Origin of the sequence: Flavobacterium sp. CF136 (genome assembly GCF_000282055.1) — a bacterium.
GTDB lineage: Bacteria > Bacteroidota > Bacteroidia > Flavobacteriales > Flavobacteriaceae > Flavobacterium.
This window is the reverse complement of record NZ_AKJZ01000030.1, coordinates 1-20764: the sequence shown is the minus strand read 5'-3', so window position 1 is coordinate 20764 and position 20764 is coordinate 1. Positions and strand designations below refer to the sequence as shown.

Sequence of the window (20764 nt, the reverse complement as noted above, 5' to 3'; positions counted from 1 at the left end):
ATATTATGAATATTAAATTACAAATTTTAGGTTCGCTTTTTATAACAATGGTTATGACAGGCTGTGCTAATAAAATAAATAACGGCAAACAAAATGACGATTTTGATGTAGACGCACAATTGACTTATTGTGTAAAACAATCTACAAATGCTTTAAAACTGATACCTAATGACGGTAATATTCCCAGAAGTATAGCGACAAATAGTAAAGAGTGGAATTATGTTGATTATAAAGACTGGACCAGCGGTTTCTGGCCCGGGGAACTTTGGTATTTATATGAATTTACAGGAGATAATAAATGGAAAACAGCTGCCGATAAATATACCAATTATCTGGCACCACTTGCAGTCACTCCGGCTTTAGACCATGATTTAGGATTTCAGGTTTTCAATAGTTTTGGTAATGGGTACCGCCTGACAAAAAATCCGGCATATAAAGATATAATTCTTAAAGCCGCAGATACTTTGGCGACACTTTTTAATCCAAAAGTAGGGACCATTCTTTCGTGGCCCCGAAAAGTTCCTAATATGGAATGGCCTCAGCATAATACCATCATGGACAACATGATTAATTTGGAATTATTATTTTGGGCATCAAAAAATGGAGGAGACAAATCATTATACGATATGGCTGTCAGTCATGCCACAGTTACGATGCAAAATCATTTCAGACCCGATTATACTTCCTATCATGTAGTGGTGTATGATAAAGATACGGGTAAGAAAATAAAAGGAATAACGCATCAGGGTTATAGCGACAGCAGTATGTGGGCCCGTGGTCAGGCTTGGGCAATATATGGTTATACTATGGTTTATAGGGAAACAAAAGATCCTAAATTTTTAGATTTTGCCCAAAAAGTAACCCGTGTCTATTTAGATCAACTGCCAAATGACCTGATTCCTTATTGGGATTTTGATGACCCGGCGATTCCAAATGCACCAAGAGACGCTTCTGCAGCAGCAGTTACAGCTTCAGCTCTTTTAGAATTAGCTACATATGCACAAGATGCAGTTTTAGCCAAAGAATATTTTAATAAAGCGGAAGGGATGCTAAAAGAACTTTCGAAAAATTATCAAAGCGGAGATAAAAATACAGCTTGCTTATTACATTCAACAGGACATAAACCTGCCGGTTCTGAGATTGATTATTCAATTATTTATGCAGATTATTATTATGTGGAAGCTTTGTTAAGGTATAAAAAACTTAAAGAAGATGAACAGTCATTATTGACCTATAAATCCAATTAGAAAGAACGTATTAGGGGTAATTCATAAAAACATGATTTAACATACTTCAACTTCGCTCAATGCAAGCTAAAAACATAGGCTCCATGTGTTAGAAAGGGTAAAAAAAACATATTTCTTTCAGATAGCTGGCTATGTGTGTTTTAAATAAATGAAATGCCTCTTTAAGCTTTCAAATCTATGTTTCTATGTGTTGAAAATAATTACACCCAATAGATTTAGATATAATTAACCAATCAAAAAATAAAATTATAATGAATAACAAAAAAATACTTTACTGGTCAATTGTGGTGGCATTGGCAGGATTTTTATTCGGTTTTGATACCGTAGTGATTTCGGGAGCAGACAAACAATTACAGCAATTATGGAATTCACCTGATTTGTATCATGGTTTAGTTGTAATGTCATCTGCACTTTGGGGTACTGTTATTGGGGCTATTTTTGGAGCTCTTCCCACCAATATTTTAGGAAGAAAAAAAACCTTAATATTAATTGGAATTTTGTTCTTTCTTTCGGCAGTAGGAACTGCTTTTGCAAATGATTCAGTTGTTTTTTCGATTTTTCGATTTTTGGGAGGACTAGGAATTGGTGCTTCAACGATAGCAGCACCAACTTATGTTTCTGAGATTGCTCCTGCAAAAGACAGAGGGAAATTGGTTGCGCTTTACCAATTTAATATCGTATTTGGTATTTTGATTGCTTTTCTTTCTAATTATTTATTACAGGATATAGGTGAGAATTCTTGGCGCTGGATGTTGGGAGTACAATCGGCCCCGGCTTTACTGTATACTTTATTAGTTTTTGGAATTCCGGAAAGTCCGCGATGGATTTATGAATATAAAAAAGATCGTGAAAAAGCCATTGCAATTTTAAAACAAGTTAATACAGACGAGGGAGCTGCACTGGAAATTGCAGCAATGGAGAATGAAAAAAAGCATGAAATATTGGATGAATCTATTTTTATGAAAAAATACAGAAAACCATTAATGCTTGCCTTTTTTATAGCATTATTCAATCAGTTTTCAGGGATTAATGCTTTTTTATATTATGCACCACGTATTTTCGAATTGGCGGGTCTGGAAAAATCAGCTTCATTTTTCAGTAGTATTGGAATTGGGATAGTAAACCTGATTTTTACTTTGATAGGTATTTCGTTAATTGATAAATACGGAAGAAAAACATTAATGTATTTAGGATCATTTGGGTATATTATTTCTTTAGGTTTGGTGACCCTGGCTTTTTATAATGAATGGCAAGGTATGGCAGTACCCATATTCTTCTTCTTATTTATAGCTTCTCATGCCATTGGACAAGGTTCTGTAATCTGGGTATTTATTTCCGAATTATTTCCGAATAAACTAAGAGCTTCGGGAACTTCTTTCGGAACATCGGTTCACTGGATTTTGGCCGCATTAATTCCTTCTTTTATTCCGTTTTTATTCAAAGAAATTGGAGCAACAACAGTATTCACTATTTTCTGTTTGATGATGGTGTTTCAATTATTATGGGTATTCTTTAAAATGCCTGAAACAAAAGGGAGGACTTTAGAGGAATTATCCGAAGATCTTTCAACAAAATAAATTAAACAGAAAGCAAAACAATTTAATATAATAATAATGAATTTATTTAATCTGGAAGGAAAAACAGCATTAATAACAGGCGGTATTCACGGATTAGGAATGGCGATGGCAGAAGGTTTGGCGCAAGCCGGAGCAGAATTAATCATTACCAATAATACAAAAGAAACGTTGGACACTGCGATCGAACATTACAGAAAATCAGGATTTAAAGCCACAGGATATGTATTTGATGTAACTGACGAAAAAGAAGCAGCCAGACAGGTTGCTGCTATGGAAATTGCACATGGAAAAATTGATATCCTGGTAAATAATGCAGGGATTATTATACGTGAATTAGCTATTAATATGCAAGTATCTGATTTTCGCAAGGTAATAGATGTCGATTTGGTTGGTCCATTTATTATGTCTCAATTGGTTGCAAAAGGAATGATAGAACGTAAATCCGGAAAAATAATCAATATCTGCTCTATGATGAGCGAATTGGGCAGGGATAATGTGAGTGCCTATGCTTCCGCAAAAGGAGGATTGAAAATGCTGACTAAAAATTTAGCCACAGAATGGGCGAAGTACAATATACAGGTTAACGCTATTGGACCAGGATATTTTGCAACTTCACAGACTGCACCAATTCGGGTAAATGGACATCCCTTTAATGATTTTATAATAGGAAGAACTCCGGCAGGGCGTTGGGGAGATCCGGAAGATCTGGCAGGAACGGCAGTTTTTTTAGCTTCGGATGCCAGTAAATTTGTAAATGGACAGGTAATTTATGTTGATGGCGGTATCCTTGCTACTATTGGCAAACCGGCAAATGAATAAAAAAAGGATAGTTTAATCATCTTTTCCTGTAAAATAATAGCAGCATTCTGATTTTTAATAAAAGATTGATTTAAATAGTTTTTCCATTCCATCTTTTTATGCTAAATAGTAAGGAAATGTCTTGTTTAAATTTGTAATTTATTAAGAAAAAATATTGACTATAAAACTGATTTTGAATGCTTCATTATTTGCACTATAATTTATAGCGATTGCATCATAAATTATAACGTGATTTTATCAATATGAGTAAACTTGTAGTGTTGTTTTGATAAATAAAAACGATTTAAACTTTTAAAAAATAATGATATGAAATTAACCAGGAAAAAAGAAAATTAATAAACGACTACTAACTAAATTTTAACCACAAATAAAAAATTAACCATATGAAAAAAGAACCCTTTCTTCATAATTTTCTTTCCAGAGGATGTAGCCTGACAATCGCACTCATTATAGGATTGTCTACTAATGCTGTTGCAGCAAAAAGTACATCTGTTGACAGAAAGATAGCTGAATATATAAATCAGCAGCAGCAAAAAACAATAAAAGGAAAAGTTATTTCTTCGGACAACAATTTAGGTATGCCGGGAGTTAACGTTGTCATAAAAGGTACATCAAAAAGTGTTGTTACAGATTATGATGGTAACTATTCAATTGAAGTTTCATCCGATCAGGATGTACTTGTGTTTTCATTTATCGGTTTCACTGATCAGGAAATACAAATTAAAGAGCTGTCTGAAATTAATGTAACGATGGTGTTAAGCAGTAACGTGCTTGATGAGATTACGGTGGTGGGTTATGGAAAACAGAAAAAAAGTGATTTAACCGGTTCCATAACGACACTGAAGTCAAAAGATATAAATGGTATTAGAGGCGGTAATGCCGCAGAAGCATTGCAGGGTAAGAGCGGTCTTACTGTTAATTCGGCAGGACAGCCGGGTGCAAGCCCGACGGTGCGTATACGTGGTATAGGTACTAACGGGGATTCTTCTCCATTATATGTGGTAGACGGTATGATGCTAAATGATATCACGTTCCTTAATCCTAAGGATATTGAAACGATGAGTGTGCTTAAAGATGCATCAGCAACAGCGATATACGGTTCGAGAGGAGCAAACGGTGTAATCCTTATTACGACAAAAAAAGGTAAAACTGGTAAAGCGATTATATCTTATTCAGGGAACCAGGGCATTCAATATGCAATAAATAATTATAAAACTGCAAATGGGGCTGAGTATGCAGCACTTATGAATACGGTAGCTTCCAATACAGGTGCAGCGCAGCCATACCCCAATCCGTCACAATATGGAAAAGGAACTGACTGGATGGATGAAATAAGCAGGACAGGTTTGACAAAGGATCATCAAATCTCAGTCTCAGGAGGGTCCGAAAAAATGAATTATAATTTAAGTTTGGGATATTTTGAGCAGGAAGGGATCTGGAATTATACAGATTACAATCGCGTGACCTTACGTATCAATAACGAATATAAGATCAGTAATAAAATAAAAGTAGGTCATAATTTCAATATTTCCGGATCAAATTCCGGGCAGGGACTTACTTACAGAACAGTTCGTTCTGTGCTTTCCGGATCGCCTCTTATTACACCTAAAAATCAAAATGGCGACTGGAATCCAATGCAGAATAATGATCTTATCAACCCTGTGGCAGAATTAGAACTGAATAAAGATGCCAATACAAATACGAAACGTTTTGTAGGGGATATATGGGGAACTTACGATATTTTGGATGGCCTGCAATTTAAGACATCTTTTGGTGAAGACTGGAATTTTACCCGCTTTGATCAATTTTTGCCAAAATACAGCATTAATCCGTCATTCCAGTTTAATAATCCTAACAGCTATACTGAAAACTACAGTAATGGCAGTACCTGGTTATGGACTAATACACTTACATACGATAAATTATTTGGTGATAAGCATCGTTTAAACCTGCTTGTGGGGCAAAGTTCAGAACAGACCGATTTCCATGCTTTGGGAGCGACAGGAAAAAATTATGCTGTGGATAATCTGGATTATATATCTATTTATGCAGCAAGTATCAATAACAGGACTGTAAATGCATTTTTGCCTTCAAAATCTTCAAGAGCTTCTTTTTGGTTCAGAACCAATTATACCTTAATGGACCGTTACTTGTTTACAGCCACAATCCGTGCAGACGGTTCTTCTAAGTTTGGACCTAATAATCGTTGGGGTTATTTCCCGTCCGCAGCAGTTGGCTGGAGAATTAATAAAGAAAATTTCCTTAAAAATGCTGCCTGGTTAAATAACCTGAAGTTAAGAGGAAGCTGGGGAATAACCGGTAATGACAAGATAATGGATAATGTGGCCTACGCACTTGCTACCCAAAGTGATGAGTTTCACGCTGTTTTCAACGGTCAGGTAAGCCCAGGAGTAGGTATAACCAATGCTTCTAACCCTAATGTGAAGTGGGAAAATAACATTCAAACTGACCTTGGGATTGAAATGGCTGTGCTTGATAACAGACTTACATTTGAATTTGATCTTTTTAATCGAAAAACAGAAGATTTGTTAATGATTTTACCTGTTCAGGGGGGCTCTGTGGGTATACAGCCAACATACAGCAATGCAGGTTCCGTACAAAACAGAGGATTCGATTTTACACTGGGATGGCAGGACAACAAAAATAACTTTAAATATGGAGTAAGCTTAACGGGAAGTTCTTTTAAAAATAAAGTGCTTGACTGGAAAGGTTTGACAACAACCTCAACAGCATTCTCTACCAATCTGCAGACACGTATTGAGGAAGGACAGCCTTTTAATTATTTTTACGGTTATAAAACCCAGGGAATTTACCGTACTCAGGCTGATATAGATTCATGGAATCAATATGCACAGAGTCATGGTCAGACAGCTTACCATACCAATACAAAACTTGGTGATTTAATTTATGTAGACAGAGATGGCGACGGACGTATAACAACAGCAGATCAGGGGAATATTGGCAGTCCTTTTCCAAAATTTACAGGAGCGATTGCTTTTAATGCCGAGTATAAAGGATTTGATATAAGTTTTGATTTTGCAGGAAGCTATGGAGCAAAAGCGATGAACAATTCATATAATGATTTTACTTCGCCTACAAACAATATGCATACAGACTGGCTTGATTCATGGACATCAACTAATACTAATGCCAATATGCCAAGACTTGCAGCAGGCTCAGTAAATATGAACCGCACCATAGATCTTATGGTATTTAATGGTGACTATGTAAAATTAAGAAATGCAACAGTGGGCTTTACTTTGCCGGAGAATATTTTTGCAAATACAAGTATCAGTAAATTGCGTATTTACCTTACAGGAGCTAATTTGTTATACTTCACCAAATATAAAGGGTTTACACCAGAACTACCTGATGGATTGGATTACAACACATTTCCTATTTCCGGCAGTGTTCAATTTGGTATGAACTTAACTTTTTAATCACATAAATTTATTAAGCATGAAAAAGCTAAAATATATAATAGTAATGGGAGGGTTAAGCCTTTTGGCTTCCTGTGATGATTTTCTTGATGTAACTCCGCAGGGCCAGCTTACAACGGATGTTTATTTTTCTAATGAAGAAAGTATAAATGCAGCATTAAACAGAGTGTATTCCTCAGTGAATTGGCGCTTCTTTAGACTCGGAACCATGTATTTTACAACACATGAGTTTTGTTCAGATGATGTAAAGATGAATACAGGCGATGTTAATTTTACCTCTGCCTATGATTTTACAAATAATCCGGGCAATATATATGTGGAACGTCTTTGGGAAAGATGGTATCAGTACCTGAATGATTGTAATGAGGTTCTTAAACTTACCAGCGGTTATGATAATGAGCAGGCAGTACTTTATAATTCTCAGGCACGTTTTTTCAGGGCGTACTGGCATTTTGACCTTGTAAATGTATTTGGAGACGTAGTATTACGTGACCATGTACCTGCACCGTCCGAATATAATATCCCGAAAAGCAGTCAGGAAGAAGTATATAATCTTATCATTAGTGATTTGGAATATGCTGCCGAACATCTTCCTACCAGACAGACTTGGGGTACTGCAAATCTTGGTCGTGTAACTAAAGGAACTGCACTTGGAATGCTTGCAAAAGTATATTTGTACAGACAGGATTATGCAAAGGCTTACGCTTATGCAAAACAAGTTGTTGAAAGCGGCGAGTATAGTCTTGATCCTAATTTCCGTAATCTGTTTGCCATTGAAGGTAAATATTCTGTAGAAAGTATGATGCCGGGGCATTACATATATCAAAATATTACCGGACGTCTTCGTAATCCTTATGTTGAATTTCAGGGGATTCCCGGATCAGGATTAGGCAGTGCTATTTTTACACCTTCCGATGATCTTGTTAACTCTTTTGAAGCAGGTGATCCACGTAAAGCAGCTTCGATTTTTAATCAGGGAGAAACCATAGACGGCTATACCAATGTTATCAAATGGACAGCAGGATTCCAGTATGCTAACAAAAAAGTTATCTGGCCTGCAACACAATGGCCGGATGCTGATTTCTTTAAACAGCAGTTAAACCTTCCTTTCCTTCGTTATGCCGATATCCTGCTGATTTACGCAGAGTCTGCAAATGAATTAGGCCAAAGCTCCGTGGCATTAGATGCTTTAGAACAATTACGTTTCAGAGCCCGTGGCAATAAGACTTTTGCTCAGGCAGGTGTATTGCCGCAGATTACGGTTACAGATAAGGCACAACTGCGCCAGTTAATATGGAAAGAACGTCGTGTAGAAACGGCTATTGAAGGAAATCGATGGTTTGACCTCGTTCGTTATGAAAAAGTGGTGCCTGGATATACAACCAATATTATGAATAATCTGGGAAGGACTAATTTTAACTATGCTAAAAACAGTAAGTTTCCTATTCCATCGACTTTTGTTACCAATTCAAATGGTGTGCTTACGCAAAATCCTAATTGGTTATAAAAATCCTAAAAATGATAAATTAAATCTGGTTTAAGTTTGAAAGGCAGCTGCAGTTTATCGCAGCTGCTTTTTTTATTTTCACATAAAAAATATTATTTTGGTGTAATAAGTAAAAACAAATACAGAACTTTCCGTTCTTATTAAATTACAGGACATGAGTAATTAAAATTTACTTTGTTGTAACTAAAAATTAAATTAAGATAAAACAATCATGATACTATCTTTAAAATTCAATCACTTTTTAAAAAGTGTATTCAGGTCATTTCTACTTTTTATAATGCTGGCTTTTATTTTTCCCTTTACTGTCTCAGCTAAAAATAATGGCAGGAAAGTTTATTTATTTGCTTATGCAACAAATAAAAATAATGGCAAAAACGGGCTTCATTTTGCATGGAGTTCCGATAAGTTAAACTGGCATGCTGTTGGTCCTGAATATGGATTTTTAAAATGTGACTACGGGGACTGGGGCTCTCAAAAAAGAATGATCGCTCCATTTTTGTTTAGAGACAATAATGGGTTATTTCACTGTTTATGGAGTGTAAACGAAAAAGATGAAGTTTTTGCCCATGCTGCCACAGCTGATCTCTTCAATTGGCAGCGACAAAGTTATATACCAGTAAAGAAGGCAGATGGTTCTTCGGGAAATGTTTTATTTGTTGAAGGAGCAGCAGATTCAGGCGGAAATTATACCGTGAGCTGGTTCAGTGGAGATTCGTCCGGTAAAAATGGTTCTGTGTATGAAATTTTTAGAAAGGATTTTAAAGATTATACCGAAACAACTGCCTCAAAAAAAATAGACAGGAAAAGTATGCGGGTTACTGTTAACCTTTTTGGGGAAACTCAGGAGGGAAGTATCAATCAGGTGGAATGGGCGTTGGTAGATAATTTAATTAAAAACATGGAAGCCGAGAAGTTCCGAGCAGAAAAAAATACGGCTACTCCAAAGAAAGACAGTATACTATTTGCAGGATTGAAACCTATTTCTGTTAATGTCAGTATTGATGCTTCAAAAAGTAAGAAGATCAGCAGTATGCTGACCGGAATCTTTTTCGAAGACATCAATTATGCCGCAGATGGAGGCTTGTATGCCGAACTAATACAAAATCGTGATTTCGAATATAATGTAAATGATAAGGTAGGAAAGGATAAAAACTGGACACACCGAATGGCATGGAGCGGAACATTTAGTATTGACAGTCTTAATGGAATCCATCCTAATAATGCCAATTATGCAGTTATAAAAAACAGCACCATAAGTAATGAAGGGTTTGATGGTATTCCGGTTACTGCCGGAGAGCGATACGATTTCAGTGTTTTCGCAAAAGGCACTAAATGTACAGTAAAACTGATTGGACCCACAGGTATAGTGCTGGCAGATGCAACTATAACACCGGGAACATCATGGAAAAAATATACTACTGTATTAAAACCTTCTGCTACAGCCGCCAATGCCCGACTTGAAATAAGCAGTCAGGGAGAAACCGCTTTAGATATGGTATCCTTGTTTCCTCAAAAAACATTTAAAGACCGCAAAAACGGACTGCGTTTGGATCTTACAAAGGCTATTGCCGATATGCACCCTAAATTCGTGAGATTTCCCGGCGGATGTCTTGCACATGGTGATGGTCTTGAAAATATTTACCGTTGGAAAAACACTATTGGGACATTGGAAAGCCGTAAACCTATGCGTAATATATGGGATTACCATCAAACCATGGGATTAGGATTTTTTGAATATTTTCAGTTTTGTGAAGATCTTGGTGCAGAACCGGTTCCGGTACTCGCGGCAGGTGTTCCTTGTCAAAACTCAAAAGTTGGGGGAGCAGGTCAGCAATGTGGAATTCCTATGAAGGATATGGATGCGTATGTACAGGATGTGCTGGATCTTATTGAATATGCAAATGGAAGTACTGATACAAAATGGGGCAAAGTACGCGCACAGGCAGGTCACGCTAAGCCGTTTAACCTTAAATATATTGGTATAGGCAACGAAGACCTTATTACTGATGTATTTGAAGAGCGCTACACTATGATAGTAAAAGCAGTGCAGCAAAAATATCCTAATATTACAATTATTGGTACTGTTGGGCCTTTTTATCAGGGTACCGACTATGTCGAAGGCTGGGCTTTGGCGGATAAACTGAATCTTCCTATGGTTGACGAGCATTATTACAACAGTCCGGGCTGGTTTATAAATAATCAGGATTTTTATGATAGTTATGACCGAAGTAAGTCAAAAGTATATCTTGGGGAGTATGCCTCCTGGGGAAATACTTTTTACAATGCACTGGCCGAAAGTTTGTATCTCACTGCTGTTGAGCGTAATGGTGATGTGGTCAGTATGGCCAGTTATGCCCCTTTACTCGCACGTGAAAAACATACGCAATGGAATCCTGACCTGATTTATTTTAACGGAACTGAAATAAAACCTACAGTAAATTACTATGTACAAAAAATGTATGGCGAAAACCCAGGTGATAATTACCTCTATAGTCAGATAAAGCTTTCCGAAAAGAATACTGAGGCGACAAAACGTATTGGTATTTCGGCTGTGACCGACAGCGCTACGGGTGATATAATTATAAAACTGGTAAATATGCTGCCTGTTGCTGTAACACCCTCTATAGAATTTCCGGGGGTTATCTCTAAAAATAGCGCAATATATACAGTTCTAACCGGTAAACCGGAAAGTAAACTGGCACTTCCAGCTATTAGTAGCCTTACAGTACAGGAAGCTTTTACAAAAGAGATTCCGCCTTATTCGTTCATTATTATTCGGGTTAAAACTAAATAGTATAACCATAAAAGAAATTTAAATGTTTAAACCATGTGGTTTTTACTGGCTGACATTATTTCTAAATCATGCTAAATCAATCATTATGAAATCTTTTTTACAACCAAAATTACAATTACTACTAATACTACTTTCACTATACAGCTGTACCGCCAAGAAGGACATCGCTCAAAAACATTCTGCTGATTCTTTCAATCCGGGGAGTGTTTGGAACGATACCGAAGGAAATCCTATCAATGCTCATGGCGGAGGAATTCTGTTTCATGACGGTATCTATTATTGGTATGGTGAATATAAAAAAGGGAAAACATCTCTCCCTCCGGAAGCCACCTGGGAGGCTTATCGTACAGACGTAGCTGGAATAAGCTGTTATTCTTCAAAAGATCTGGTAAACTGGAAGAATGAAGGTCTTGTGCTTTCTGCAGTTAAGGATGATGCGGCTCATGATCTGCACACTTCCAAAGTTTTAGAAAGACCTAAAGTAATCTTTAATAAAAAGACAGGAAAATTCGTAATGTGGATGCATGTTGACAGTGCCGATTATAGTAAAGCGGCTGCCGGAGTTGCTGTAAGTGACAGTCCTGTAGGCAAATTTAAATATATCGAAAGTTTTCGTCCTAATAATGCTATGAGCAGAGATCAAACCGTTTTTGTTGACGATGATGCTAAAGCATACCAATTTTATTCTTCAGAGGATAACAAGACAATGTACATTAGTGAACTTACTGATGATTATCTCAGACCTTCAGGAAAGTTTACCAGGAATTTCGAAAATCTTTCCCGTGAGGCTCCTGCTGTATTTAAGTACAATAAAAAATATTATATTATTACTTCAGGATGCTCAGGATGGGATCCTAATATAGCTACAATAGCAACGGCAGATACTATTATGGGGCTTTGGACTGTACAAAAGAAGGAACTGTGTGAAGGCCCGGATGCTGATAAAACATTTTATGCTCAAAGCACTTATGTAATTCCGGTACAGGGAAGAGAAGGAGCTTTTATAGCTATGTTTGACAAGTGGAATAAAACTGATCTTGAAAGTTCCCGCTATGTTTGGCTTCCGCTGCGTATTGATAAAAATGGAGCAACAGTTTTATGGCAGGAAAAATGGGATATGAGCATTTTTGACAAGTAATTTTAATCAGCAACTTATAAGGGAGTCATATGATACATTCATACAAATAGGTTCAGGTATTTTTTAATATATTTGATTTTCTAATACATTCTGAAAATACTTTCCAAAAAATGAGACATCAATCCTATTTAATATTTAGCTTTTTATGCCTTTTTATCTTTCAAAAGGTACAATCACAAACAGCAATGATAAATATCGATTCCCGTAACCTTATTTCTTTGAATGGAAAATGGCAAACTATTTCAGATCCGACTGACATTGGCGATTGGAGGCAAATCTGGCTTGAAAAAAAGCCGGAAAAGAAAACTGATTTTGTAGAATACTCTTTTGATGGCAGCCCGCAGCTTAATGTACCTGGTGATTTTAATTCCCAATTACCGGAACTAACTTATATGGAAGGCGTAGTATGGTATAAAAAAACATTTAAAAATACAAAAACGGCTGGGAAAAGATACTTTATACATTTTGGTGCAGTAAATTATACCTGTTCAGTATATCTAAACGGAAAATTGTTAGGCAGTCATGAAGGTGGTTTTACCCCTTTTCAGTTTGAAATTACAAACGTGGCAGTTGATGGAGATAACAGCCTGATTGTAAAAGTAAACAGCAAACGTTTAAAAGACGGATTGCCGGGATTGGGTTATGACTGGTTTAATTATGGAGGGATTACCCGTAATGTTAATCTCGTAGAAACAAACACTACTTATATAGATGATTACTGCATTCAGTTAAAGAAAGGATCTGCTAAAGAGGTTGAAGGATGGGTTCAGCTTAATGGTGCATCACTTTCACAAAAAGTAATTGTTACAATTCCTGAACTCGGTATTAAATATTCCGCTCAAACGGATATTAACGGAAGGGCTAAAATACAGTTTTTATCTAAGTTTAAGCTTTGGGCACCCGAAAACCCTAAGTTATATAACGTCAATATTCAATGTGAAACCGACACGGTTAAAGATGAAATAGGTTTCAGGAATATTGAAGTCAATGGAAAAGAAATCCTGCTGAATGGCAAACCTCTATTTTTAAAAGGTGTAAATATTCATGAAGAAAATCCGTTTACACAGGCTAAAGCTTTCTCAGAATCAGATGCATTAATAGTACTCACCTGGGCAAAAGACCTGGGTTGTAATTTTGTACGATTGGCACATTATCCCCATAACGAATATATGTTAAAAATGGCTGAGAAAATGGGTCTGATGGTATGGGATGAACTTCCGGTTTACCAACATATTGAATTTGCTACTCCCAGTGTTACCAACAAGATGGAATTAATGCTGAAGGAAATGATAAAACGGGATCGTAATCGCTGTGCTGTTTTTATATGGAGTATTTCAAACGAAACCTATTCGACTACCGCTAACCGTGATACCGCATTGATTGAATTATCTAAAAAATGCAGGGAACTTGATAATACCCGATTGATTACTTCTGTAATAAACAACCAGAGTTATAATAACAATATTGTGGATGTACATGATCCGCTATATAATTATTTTGATGTAATTTCAGTAAACGAATATATTGGCTGGTACGTACCGTGGCAGGGAAAACCCGAAGACACCAAATGGAAACTTCTTGCCGACAAGCCTGTTATTATATCTGAATTTGGAGGAGAAGCTTTGTACGGCAGCAATTATGGTCCTACCAATGAAGCTGCTTATTGGACAGAAGAATATCAGGAACAAATATATAAAGACCAGATTTCGATGTTTAAAGCTATGCCTAATTTAGCTGGTGTCTGCCCTTGGATATTAGTAGATTATCGCTCGTTGGGCAGAATGCATCCTGTGTATCAAAAAGGCTGGAATCGCAAAGGGCTGCTCTCTGACAGAGGAGACAAAAAGAAGGCATGGTACATTCTGCATGACTATTATTTAGACACTCCTGGTATTAAAAAATAAAAAGGACAATACTTTACTCTACATTTTTTTGAGATCATTTTTCGGCAAAAGCATAAACTATTTTATAGGTTTATGCTTTTTCTGTTTTTTGGGTATAAAAACTCGCTTTATGCAACAAATGAAGGGTTTTGTTGGGTATTCATGGTGTTTAAGTGTGAAATTCATTCTAAATACTTAAAAACAGGATAATATAGTATTAGCATGTGGTAATATTAGCATTTTCGTTAACTTCAATTTAACATAATTTTACAAGTGTCAAAAGCACACTAACCAATATTGTTAAATTATGAAACCAACCATGCATGTCTTTAGAAGTACTGCTACATCTCTTTTCAGAAGAAAGATGTACTGTACGATTTTTTTACTGTTTGTTATTTTTAGCTCATTCTCACAGCAAAAAATAAGTGGTAAAGTTACAGATGAAAATAATGTTCCAATACCCGGAGCATCAGTTTTGGAAAAAAATACAACTAATGCAGCCGCAACTGATTTCGATGGAAATTTTGAAATAGTTACTAAAGGAAATAATCCGATATTAATTTTTTCCTATTTAGGATTAAAAACAAAAGAGATCAAACCAGATGGTAAAAATACGATCAATTTAGTCTTAGAATCAGAGGTAAATGAATTGACGGAAGTTGTTTTAATTGGATATGGTACGCAGAAACGAGGTGAAGTTACCAGTTCTATTGCAACTATAAAAGCAAAAGATTTTACGCAAGGTGCTGTTCGTGATGCCTCAGAATTGATTGTGGGTAAAGTAGCCGGTTTGGTTATTTCAAATGGGTCAGGTGATCCGCTGGCAGGTCCTTCGGTTTCTTTACGAGGTATCGCTTCTTTGCAAGGAGGGACCACTCCATTGATTTTGATTAATGGAATTCCAGGATCATTTGATAGTGTTTCTGTAAATGATATTGCTTCTATTGATGTACTTAAGGATGCCTCAGCAGCAGCAATTTATGGTACCCGTGGTGCTAATGGAGTTATTTTGATAACTACAAAAAAAGTGGATCGTGATGTTGTGAACACCTTATCTTATACAGGCTATACTGCAATGTCAAGTTTTGCTAAAAAAGCAAATTTTTTAGATGCATCACAGTATAGAAAATTACTTGCAGATGGTGCACAGATGCCTTTTGCAGATGAAGGATATAGTACGAATTGGTTAGATGGAATTTCAAGAACTGCATTAAATAAAAACCATAATATTAATATGAAAGGCGGTAGTGCAAAATCGAACTATATCGCTAATATTAATTACGGGAATCAGGAAGGAGTTTTTTTAGGGACCTATACAAAAGAGCTTAGAGTTTCTTTTGATGCAAATCATTATATGTTTAACGATAAATTAAAATTCAATCTTAATATCGTTAGAACAACACAACAAGCAGGAGGTTTTGACACTAATGTTTACAGACAGGCCCTGATTAGAAATCCAACGGCAAGGCCAAAAGACGATAATGGAGTTTGGACTCAAACCAGTAGATTTCAATATTCTAACCCTCTGGCTTCAATCTATGAAACCAATAGAATGAATGAGGGTGAAAATACAAGATTATCAGCAGGAGTAACACTGACTTTATTGCCGGGTTGGGATACAGACTTTCGTATTTCCAATGTAAAAAACTCAAATTTGCATGGATATTACGAAACTAAAAAGCATTATTCAAATACAATTCAGGGTAGAAATGGTTATGCATCAAGATCAGATGACAGGTCAAACTTAGATCAGATGGAATTTACTTCAAAATATGCTAAAACAATCAATAAACACAATTTTTCTGTTTTAGGCGGATATAGTTATCAATATACTATGTCACAAAGCGGATTTGCTAATAATTATAACTTTCCTACTGATGCCTTTTCGTATAATAATTTAGGAGAAGGTCAGGCACTTTTGGATGGAAAAGCAGGAATGGGAAGTTATAAAGAAGATAATAAACTGATTGGTTTTTTTGGCAGAGCTACTTATTCATTTGACAATAAATATCATTTGCTGGCCAGTGTGAGAAGAGAAGGATCTTCCAGATTTGGAGATAATTATCAATGGGGAACATTTCCTTCAGTTTCAGCAGGCTGGAGCATTAGTAATGAATCTTTCCTGAAAGATGTTTCATTTATTGATAATCTAAAACTGCGTGCAGGTTTTGGAGAGACAGGGATTATTCCTAACAGTTCTTACCTCTCACAAACTTTATTAAATTATGAGGGCTATGTTTATAATAATGGGGCATGGGTTCAGGGTCTGGTTCCAGCCAGTAATCCTAATCCTGATTTGCGTTGGGAAAAATCACAAGAAATCAATTTAGGATTAGATTTTTCATTTTTTAAAAACCGCATCAGTGGTAGTGTAGATTTGTATCATAAGAAGACTAAGGATATGTTGTGGGATTATGAAGTCCCTGTTCCGCCTTATTTGTATAATAGCATAACTGCCAATGTAGGTAAAATGGAGAATAAAGGGATCGAAATTTTATTAAATACAACTCCTGTACAAACAAAAGATTTTGAATGGAATTCCAGTATGACATTTTCTCACAATAAAAATAAACTTACAAGTCTTTCTAATGATTTGTATGAAATTCAGGGAAATTTCATAAACGTAGGAGATGCGGGTGATCCTATTTCATTCTCAACACATCGATTGGAAGTGGGACAATCAATAGGTAATTTTTGGGGACTAAAATCAGTAGATATTACTGATGACGGGAAATGGATTATTGAAACTAAGGATGGGACCAGAAAAACGCTGACTCCGGATTTATACAACGATGACAACAAACAATATCTGGGTAATGGAATTCCAAAATTTAATGCAGGATGGTCCAATACTTTTAAATACAAACGATTTGATTTAGGTGTAGTACTTGTTGGAGCTTTTGGTTTTCAAATACTGAATTATCAACGTATGTTTTATGAAAATCCAACTATTAATTATAACATGTTAGACTCTTCTCAGGATTTGGTTTATGGAAAAACAAAACTGAATTATTCTCAGACCTATGTGAGTTATTACATAGAAGATGGAGATTATGTAAAAATTAATAATATAACCCTGGGTTATAATTTGGATGTTAAAAAATTAAAAATTGTTAATTCAGCAAGGATATATGCTTCGGGTTCCAATTTAGCCACTTTCACAAGATATAAAGGATTAGATCCGGAAATCGCCGGTGGAAACGGTTTGACAGCAGGTGATGACAGTCGTGATAAGTATCCTACAACAAGAACATTCACTTTAGGAATTAGTGTAAACTTTTAAATAAACAAAGATGAAAAAGTTAAATAAAATTTATAAGATAACACTATTAAGTATAGTGTTCTCATTTGCAGGATGTACTGACTTGGATGAAACTGTTTATAGTAATGTTACTGCCGAAGGAACCATTATAACAGCGGCAGATATAGGAAATATTATGGCACCGGCCTATGCTGCATTCAGAGATATATACTGGGGATGGGATGGCCAGTTTGATATCAATGAAGAATCTTCAGACTTAATTGTAACACCATTTAGAAACGGAATTGGCTGGGGTGATTATTATATTACAATGCACCAGCACACCTGGGGACCAACGTTAAGTCATGCCGAAGCAGGATGGGCTTATGGTTATCAGGCTATTTTTAAAATAAATAAAGCAATTTATCAAATTGAAAATTTAAAAGGCCTGGAAAACTCAGATGTCTATATCAAAGAGTTAAGGGCTTTGAGAGCAATCTACTATTATATTTTGTATGATAATTTTAGAAATATACCTGTTGAAACAAATTTTATAAACCCTCCGGGTTATTTGCCTAAACAAGAGACAAGCCAGGAAGTATTTGATTTTATAAAAACAGAACTTACCGAAGCTATGCCTGCTTTAAGAGAAGATAATACAGATGCATCCTATGGTAAAGTTACCAAATGGGCTGCTAAAATGACATTGGCAAAATTATACCTTAATGCAGGAGTTTACTTAGGTACTCCAATGTGGGCAGAAGCTTTAAGTGAAGTTAATGATGTTATTAACAGTGGGAAATTTAGTCTGGCACCAAATTATTTAGATTCCTATAAAATCAAAAATGAAGGCTCTCCGGAAGAAATCTTATCAATTCCGTTTGATGAGAAATACACGGGAGGCTCTTACTATCCATTCAAAACGCTTTACCCGGCAAGTCGTGCCACATTTGAAATGCAGGATTCTCCTTGGGGAGGAAGCGGAGCAATTCCTCAATTTATTGATACTTATGATGCAGATGACAGCAGATTGAAAGATTGCTGGTTAGGAGGATTGCAATACACAAAATCAGGTGCTCCATTGATATTGGAAGATAAAGTAACACAATTAAATTACATTAATTATATGTCAACTGTAGATGGTTGTGAGTATAATGAAGGATATCGATTAGTGAAATATGAGATAGGTTCAGGAACTTCAGTTAACAGTTCTAATGATGTTCCCTTTTTTAGATATGGTGATGCCTTAATGATAAAAGCGGAGTGTTTATTAAGAACCGGAAGCGCAGACCAGGCAGCAACAATTGTTAGTGAAGTAAGAGCCAGGGATTTCAAGGCAAATCCGGCAAAAGCAATCGTTACCGGAGCTAAATTACTGGGAGGAAGTGTTTATAAATATGGCGAGTATTCGAATGGAACAATCACTAAATACGAAGGCGGTGCTGACATACAATACGGTGGTTTTCTCGATGAATTAGCTTGGGAATTTGTTGGGGAACATCACAGAAAACAAGACTTGATTCGCTTTGGTGTTTATACTAAAAAATCTTGGTTTTCTCATAAACCAAATGGTGATTACAGAGCAATATTCCCTATCCCTCAAAGTCAGATGGATGCAAATCATAGTTTGGTACAAAATCCAGGGTATAATTAAATATTATATACCCAATCAATAAGTGTTTTTTTAAAACAAGGTTTTTTTAGTTGTTTATAAGTGTCTGAGAGCTGTTCTGTGGTTAGGAACAGCTCTCTGGTTTAACATTAATTATAAAATTATTAGAATGAAAAATATATTTTTAGCAGTATTGATGTTGTTAGTCAATCCTTTTTTTAGCTATTCCCAGGAATTTTCCGATTTAGCCAAAACACCGCCAATGGGCTGGAACAGCTGGAATAAATTTGGCTGTGACGTAAGCGAAAAATTAATAAAAGAAATGGCTGACGCAATGGTGAAAAGCGGTATGCGTGATGCCGGATATAATTATTTGGTTATTGATGACTGCTGGCAAATTGGGCGAGATGCAAAAGGAGATATAATTGCAGATCCGGAACGTTTTCCATCGGGGATGAAAGCTTTGGGAGATTATATTCATAGTAAAGGGTTGAAATTCGGGATTTATTCCTGTGCAGGTTCTATGACCTGTCAATCCAGACCGGGAAGTCGTGGATATCAGTTTCAGGATGCTAAAAAATATGCCGAATGGGGCGTTGATTATTTAAAATACGACTGGTGTTTTGATGAAGGGCAAAATGCAAAAGCGGCCTATAAAACCATGAGTGATGCTTTAAAAGAAACCAAAAGACCAATTGTTTTTTCTATTTGCGAATGGGGAGGAAGCAAACCATGGGAATGGGGCGAAGGAATTGGTCATTTATGGCGTACCACTTTTGATATCAGAGATTGTTATCAATGTACTTTTGATTGGGGAGGCTTAGGAATTCTGGATATTATCGATAGACAGGCAGACTTATGGAAATATGCCGGACCGGGGCATTGGAATGATCCGGACATGCTTGAAGTAGGAAATGGTGGTATGACTTACGACGAAAATAAAACTCATTTCTCAATGTGGTCCATGCTGGCTTCTCCTTTAATGGCAGGAAACGATCTTCGGAATTTAGATCCAACTACGGCACAAATTCTAACAAATAAAGAAGTAATTGCCGTTAATCAGGATGCTAAAGGACAGCAAGCCCGAAGATTTATGGATATGGGAGAACATGAAATTTGGGCAAAACCATTGGCCGATGGTAAAGTGGCAATTTGTTTTTTAAACAGAACAGAAACGGATTGGAAATTAGATTATGATTGGAAAAAAAATACAATGTATTTTGTAGAAGATGTAAAAATCAAAAAAGAAACATATATTGTCAGAGATTTATGGGAGCATAAAAGTATCGGAACTACAGAAAAGAATCTTGTAAAAAGCATTCCGGCACATGGAGTTTTGATGGTTGTATTATCTAAAAAATAAAAGAATTACTTTAACCCATTATATAATTCATAAAAATATGATTTAACACACTTCGACTCCGATCAGTGCAGGCTAGAAGCATAGATTTATTAAAAAAAAACAAAAAAGAAATACATTTCTTT

The 20764-nt window shown here is 36.0% G+C and carries 11 protein-coding genes; all 11 read left to right on the top strand.

Annotated features, from left to right (window positions below):
* Nucleotides 1-5 precede the first annotated feature (5 nt).
* The 11 genes from PMI10_RS11145 to PMI10_RS11095 all read left to right on the top strand — a co-directional run bounded on the left by PMI10_RS11145 (nt 6) and on the right by PMI10_RS11095 (nt 20642).
* Nucleotides 6-1247 carry a glycoside hydrolase family 88 protein gene (locus PMI10_RS11145; protein ID WP_007807775.1) on the top strand — a complete coding sequence of 414 codons (1242 nt, stop codon included), beginning with the start codon at nt 6-8 and terminating at the stop codon, nt 1245-1247.
* Between the two features lie 251 nt (nt 1248-1498).
* The gene (locus PMI10_RS11140) at nt 1499-2824 is read left to right on the top strand and encodes a sugar porter family MFS transporter (protein WP_007807774.1); all 1326 of its coding nucleotides are present in this window, start codon (nt 1499-1501) and stop codon (nt 2822-2824) included.
* A gap of 36 nt (nt 2825-2860) precedes the next feature.
* Complete coding sequence (locus PMI10_RS11135; RefSeq protein WP_007807773.1) at nt 2861-3643, top strand: gluconate 5-dehydrogenase; 783 nt, start codon at nt 2861-2863, stop codon at nt 3641-3643.
* Between the two features lie 383 nt (nt 3644-4026).
* The gene (locus tag PMI10_RS11130; protein ID WP_007807772.1) at nt 4027-7104 is read left to right on the top strand and encodes a SusC/RagA family TonB-linked outer membrane protein; all 3078 of its coding nucleotides are present in this window, start codon (nt 4027-4029) and stop codon (nt 7102-7104) included.
* A 19-nt stretch (nt 7105-7123) separates the two neighbouring features.
* Entirely contained in the window at nt 7124-8611 is a 1488-nt protein-coding gene (locus PMI10_RS11125) for a RagB/SusD family nutrient uptake outer membrane protein (RefSeq protein WP_007807770.1), read from the top strand.
* 211 nt (nt 8612-8822) lie between these two features.
* Nucleotides 8823-11405: an alpha-L-arabinofuranosidase C-terminal domain-containing protein gene (locus PMI10_RS11120; RefSeq protein ID WP_007807769.1), complete on the top strand. Its 2583-nt coding sequence runs from the start codon at nt 8823-8825 to the stop codon at nt 11403-11405.
* Between the two features lie 85 nt (nt 11406-11490).
* On the top strand, nt 11491-12543 hold the full coding sequence (locus PMI10_RS11115) for a glycoside hydrolase family 43 protein (RefSeq protein WP_035631751.1): 1053 nt from the start codon (nt 11491-11493) through the stop codon (nt 12541-12543).
* 185 nt (nt 12544-12728) lie between these two features.
* Nucleotides 12729-14447: a glycoside hydrolase family 2 protein gene (locus tag PMI10_RS11110; protein WP_007807767.1), complete on the top strand. Its 1719-nt coding sequence runs from the start codon at nt 12729-12731 to the stop codon at nt 14445-14447.
* Between the two features lie 286 nt (nt 14448-14733).
* A complete protein-coding gene (locus tag PMI10_RS11105; RefSeq protein ID WP_007807766.1) occupies nt 14734-17709 on the top strand; it encodes a SusC/RagA family TonB-linked outer membrane protein in 2976 nt (991 codons plus the stop codon).
* Between the two features lie 10 nt (nt 17710-17719).
* Nucleotides 17720-19321 (top strand): RagB/SusD family nutrient uptake outer membrane protein, encoded by a 1602-nt coding sequence (locus tag PMI10_RS11100; RefSeq protein ID WP_007807765.1) that lies wholly within the window; start codon nt 17720-17722, stop codon nt 19319-19321.
* A gap of 127 nt (nt 19322-19448) precedes the next feature.
* Entirely contained in the window at nt 19449-20642 is a 1194-nt protein-coding gene (locus PMI10_RS11095; protein ID WP_007807764.1) for a glycoside hydrolase family 27 protein, read from the top strand.
* Nucleotides 20643-20764: the final 122 nt, after the last annotated feature.

Bases quoted from the DNA above. Each gene is read 5' to 3' on its own strand.
- PMI10_RS11100 (WP_007807765.1), top strand. From the start codon at position 17,720: ATGAAAAAGTTAAATAAAATTTATAAGATAACACTATTAAGTATAGTG.
- PMI10_RS11125 (WP_007807770.1), top strand. From the start codon at position 7,124: ATGAAAAAGCTAAAATATATAATAGTAATGGGAGGGTTAAGCCTTTTG.
- PMI10_RS11105 (WP_007807766.1), top strand. From the start codon at position 14,734: ATGAAACCAACCATGCATGTCTTTAGAAGTACTGCTACATCTCTTTTC.
- PMI10_RS11095 (WP_007807764.1), top strand. From the start codon at position 19,449: ATGAAAAATATATTTTTAGCAGTATTGATGTTGTTAGTCAATCCTTTT.
- PMI10_RS11140 (WP_007807774.1), top strand. From the start codon at position 1,499: ATGAATAACAAAAAAATACTTTACTGGTCAATTGTGGTGGCATTGGCA.
- PMI10_RS11120 (WP_007807769.1), top strand. From the start codon at position 8,823: ATGATACTATCTTTAAAATTCAATCACTTTTTAAAAAGTGTATTCAGG.
- PMI10_RS11130 (WP_007807772.1), top strand. From the start codon at position 4,027: ATGAAAAAAGAACCCTTTCTTCATAATTTTCTTTCCAGAGGATGTAGC.
- PMI10_RS11135 (WP_007807773.1), top strand. From the start codon at position 2,861: ATGAATTTATTTAATCTGGAAGGAAAAACAGCATTAATAACAGGCGGT.
- PMI10_RS11110 (WP_007807767.1), top strand. From the start codon at position 12,729: ATGATAAATATCGATTCCCGTAACCTTATTTCTTTGAATGGAAAATGG.
- PMI10_RS11145 (WP_007807775.1), top strand. From the start codon at position 6: ATGAATATTAAATTACAAATTTTAGGTTCGCTTTTTATAACAATGGTT.
- PMI10_RS11115 (WP_035631751.1), top strand. From the start codon at position 11,491: ATGAAATCTTTTTTACAACCAAAATTACAATTACTACTAATACTACTT.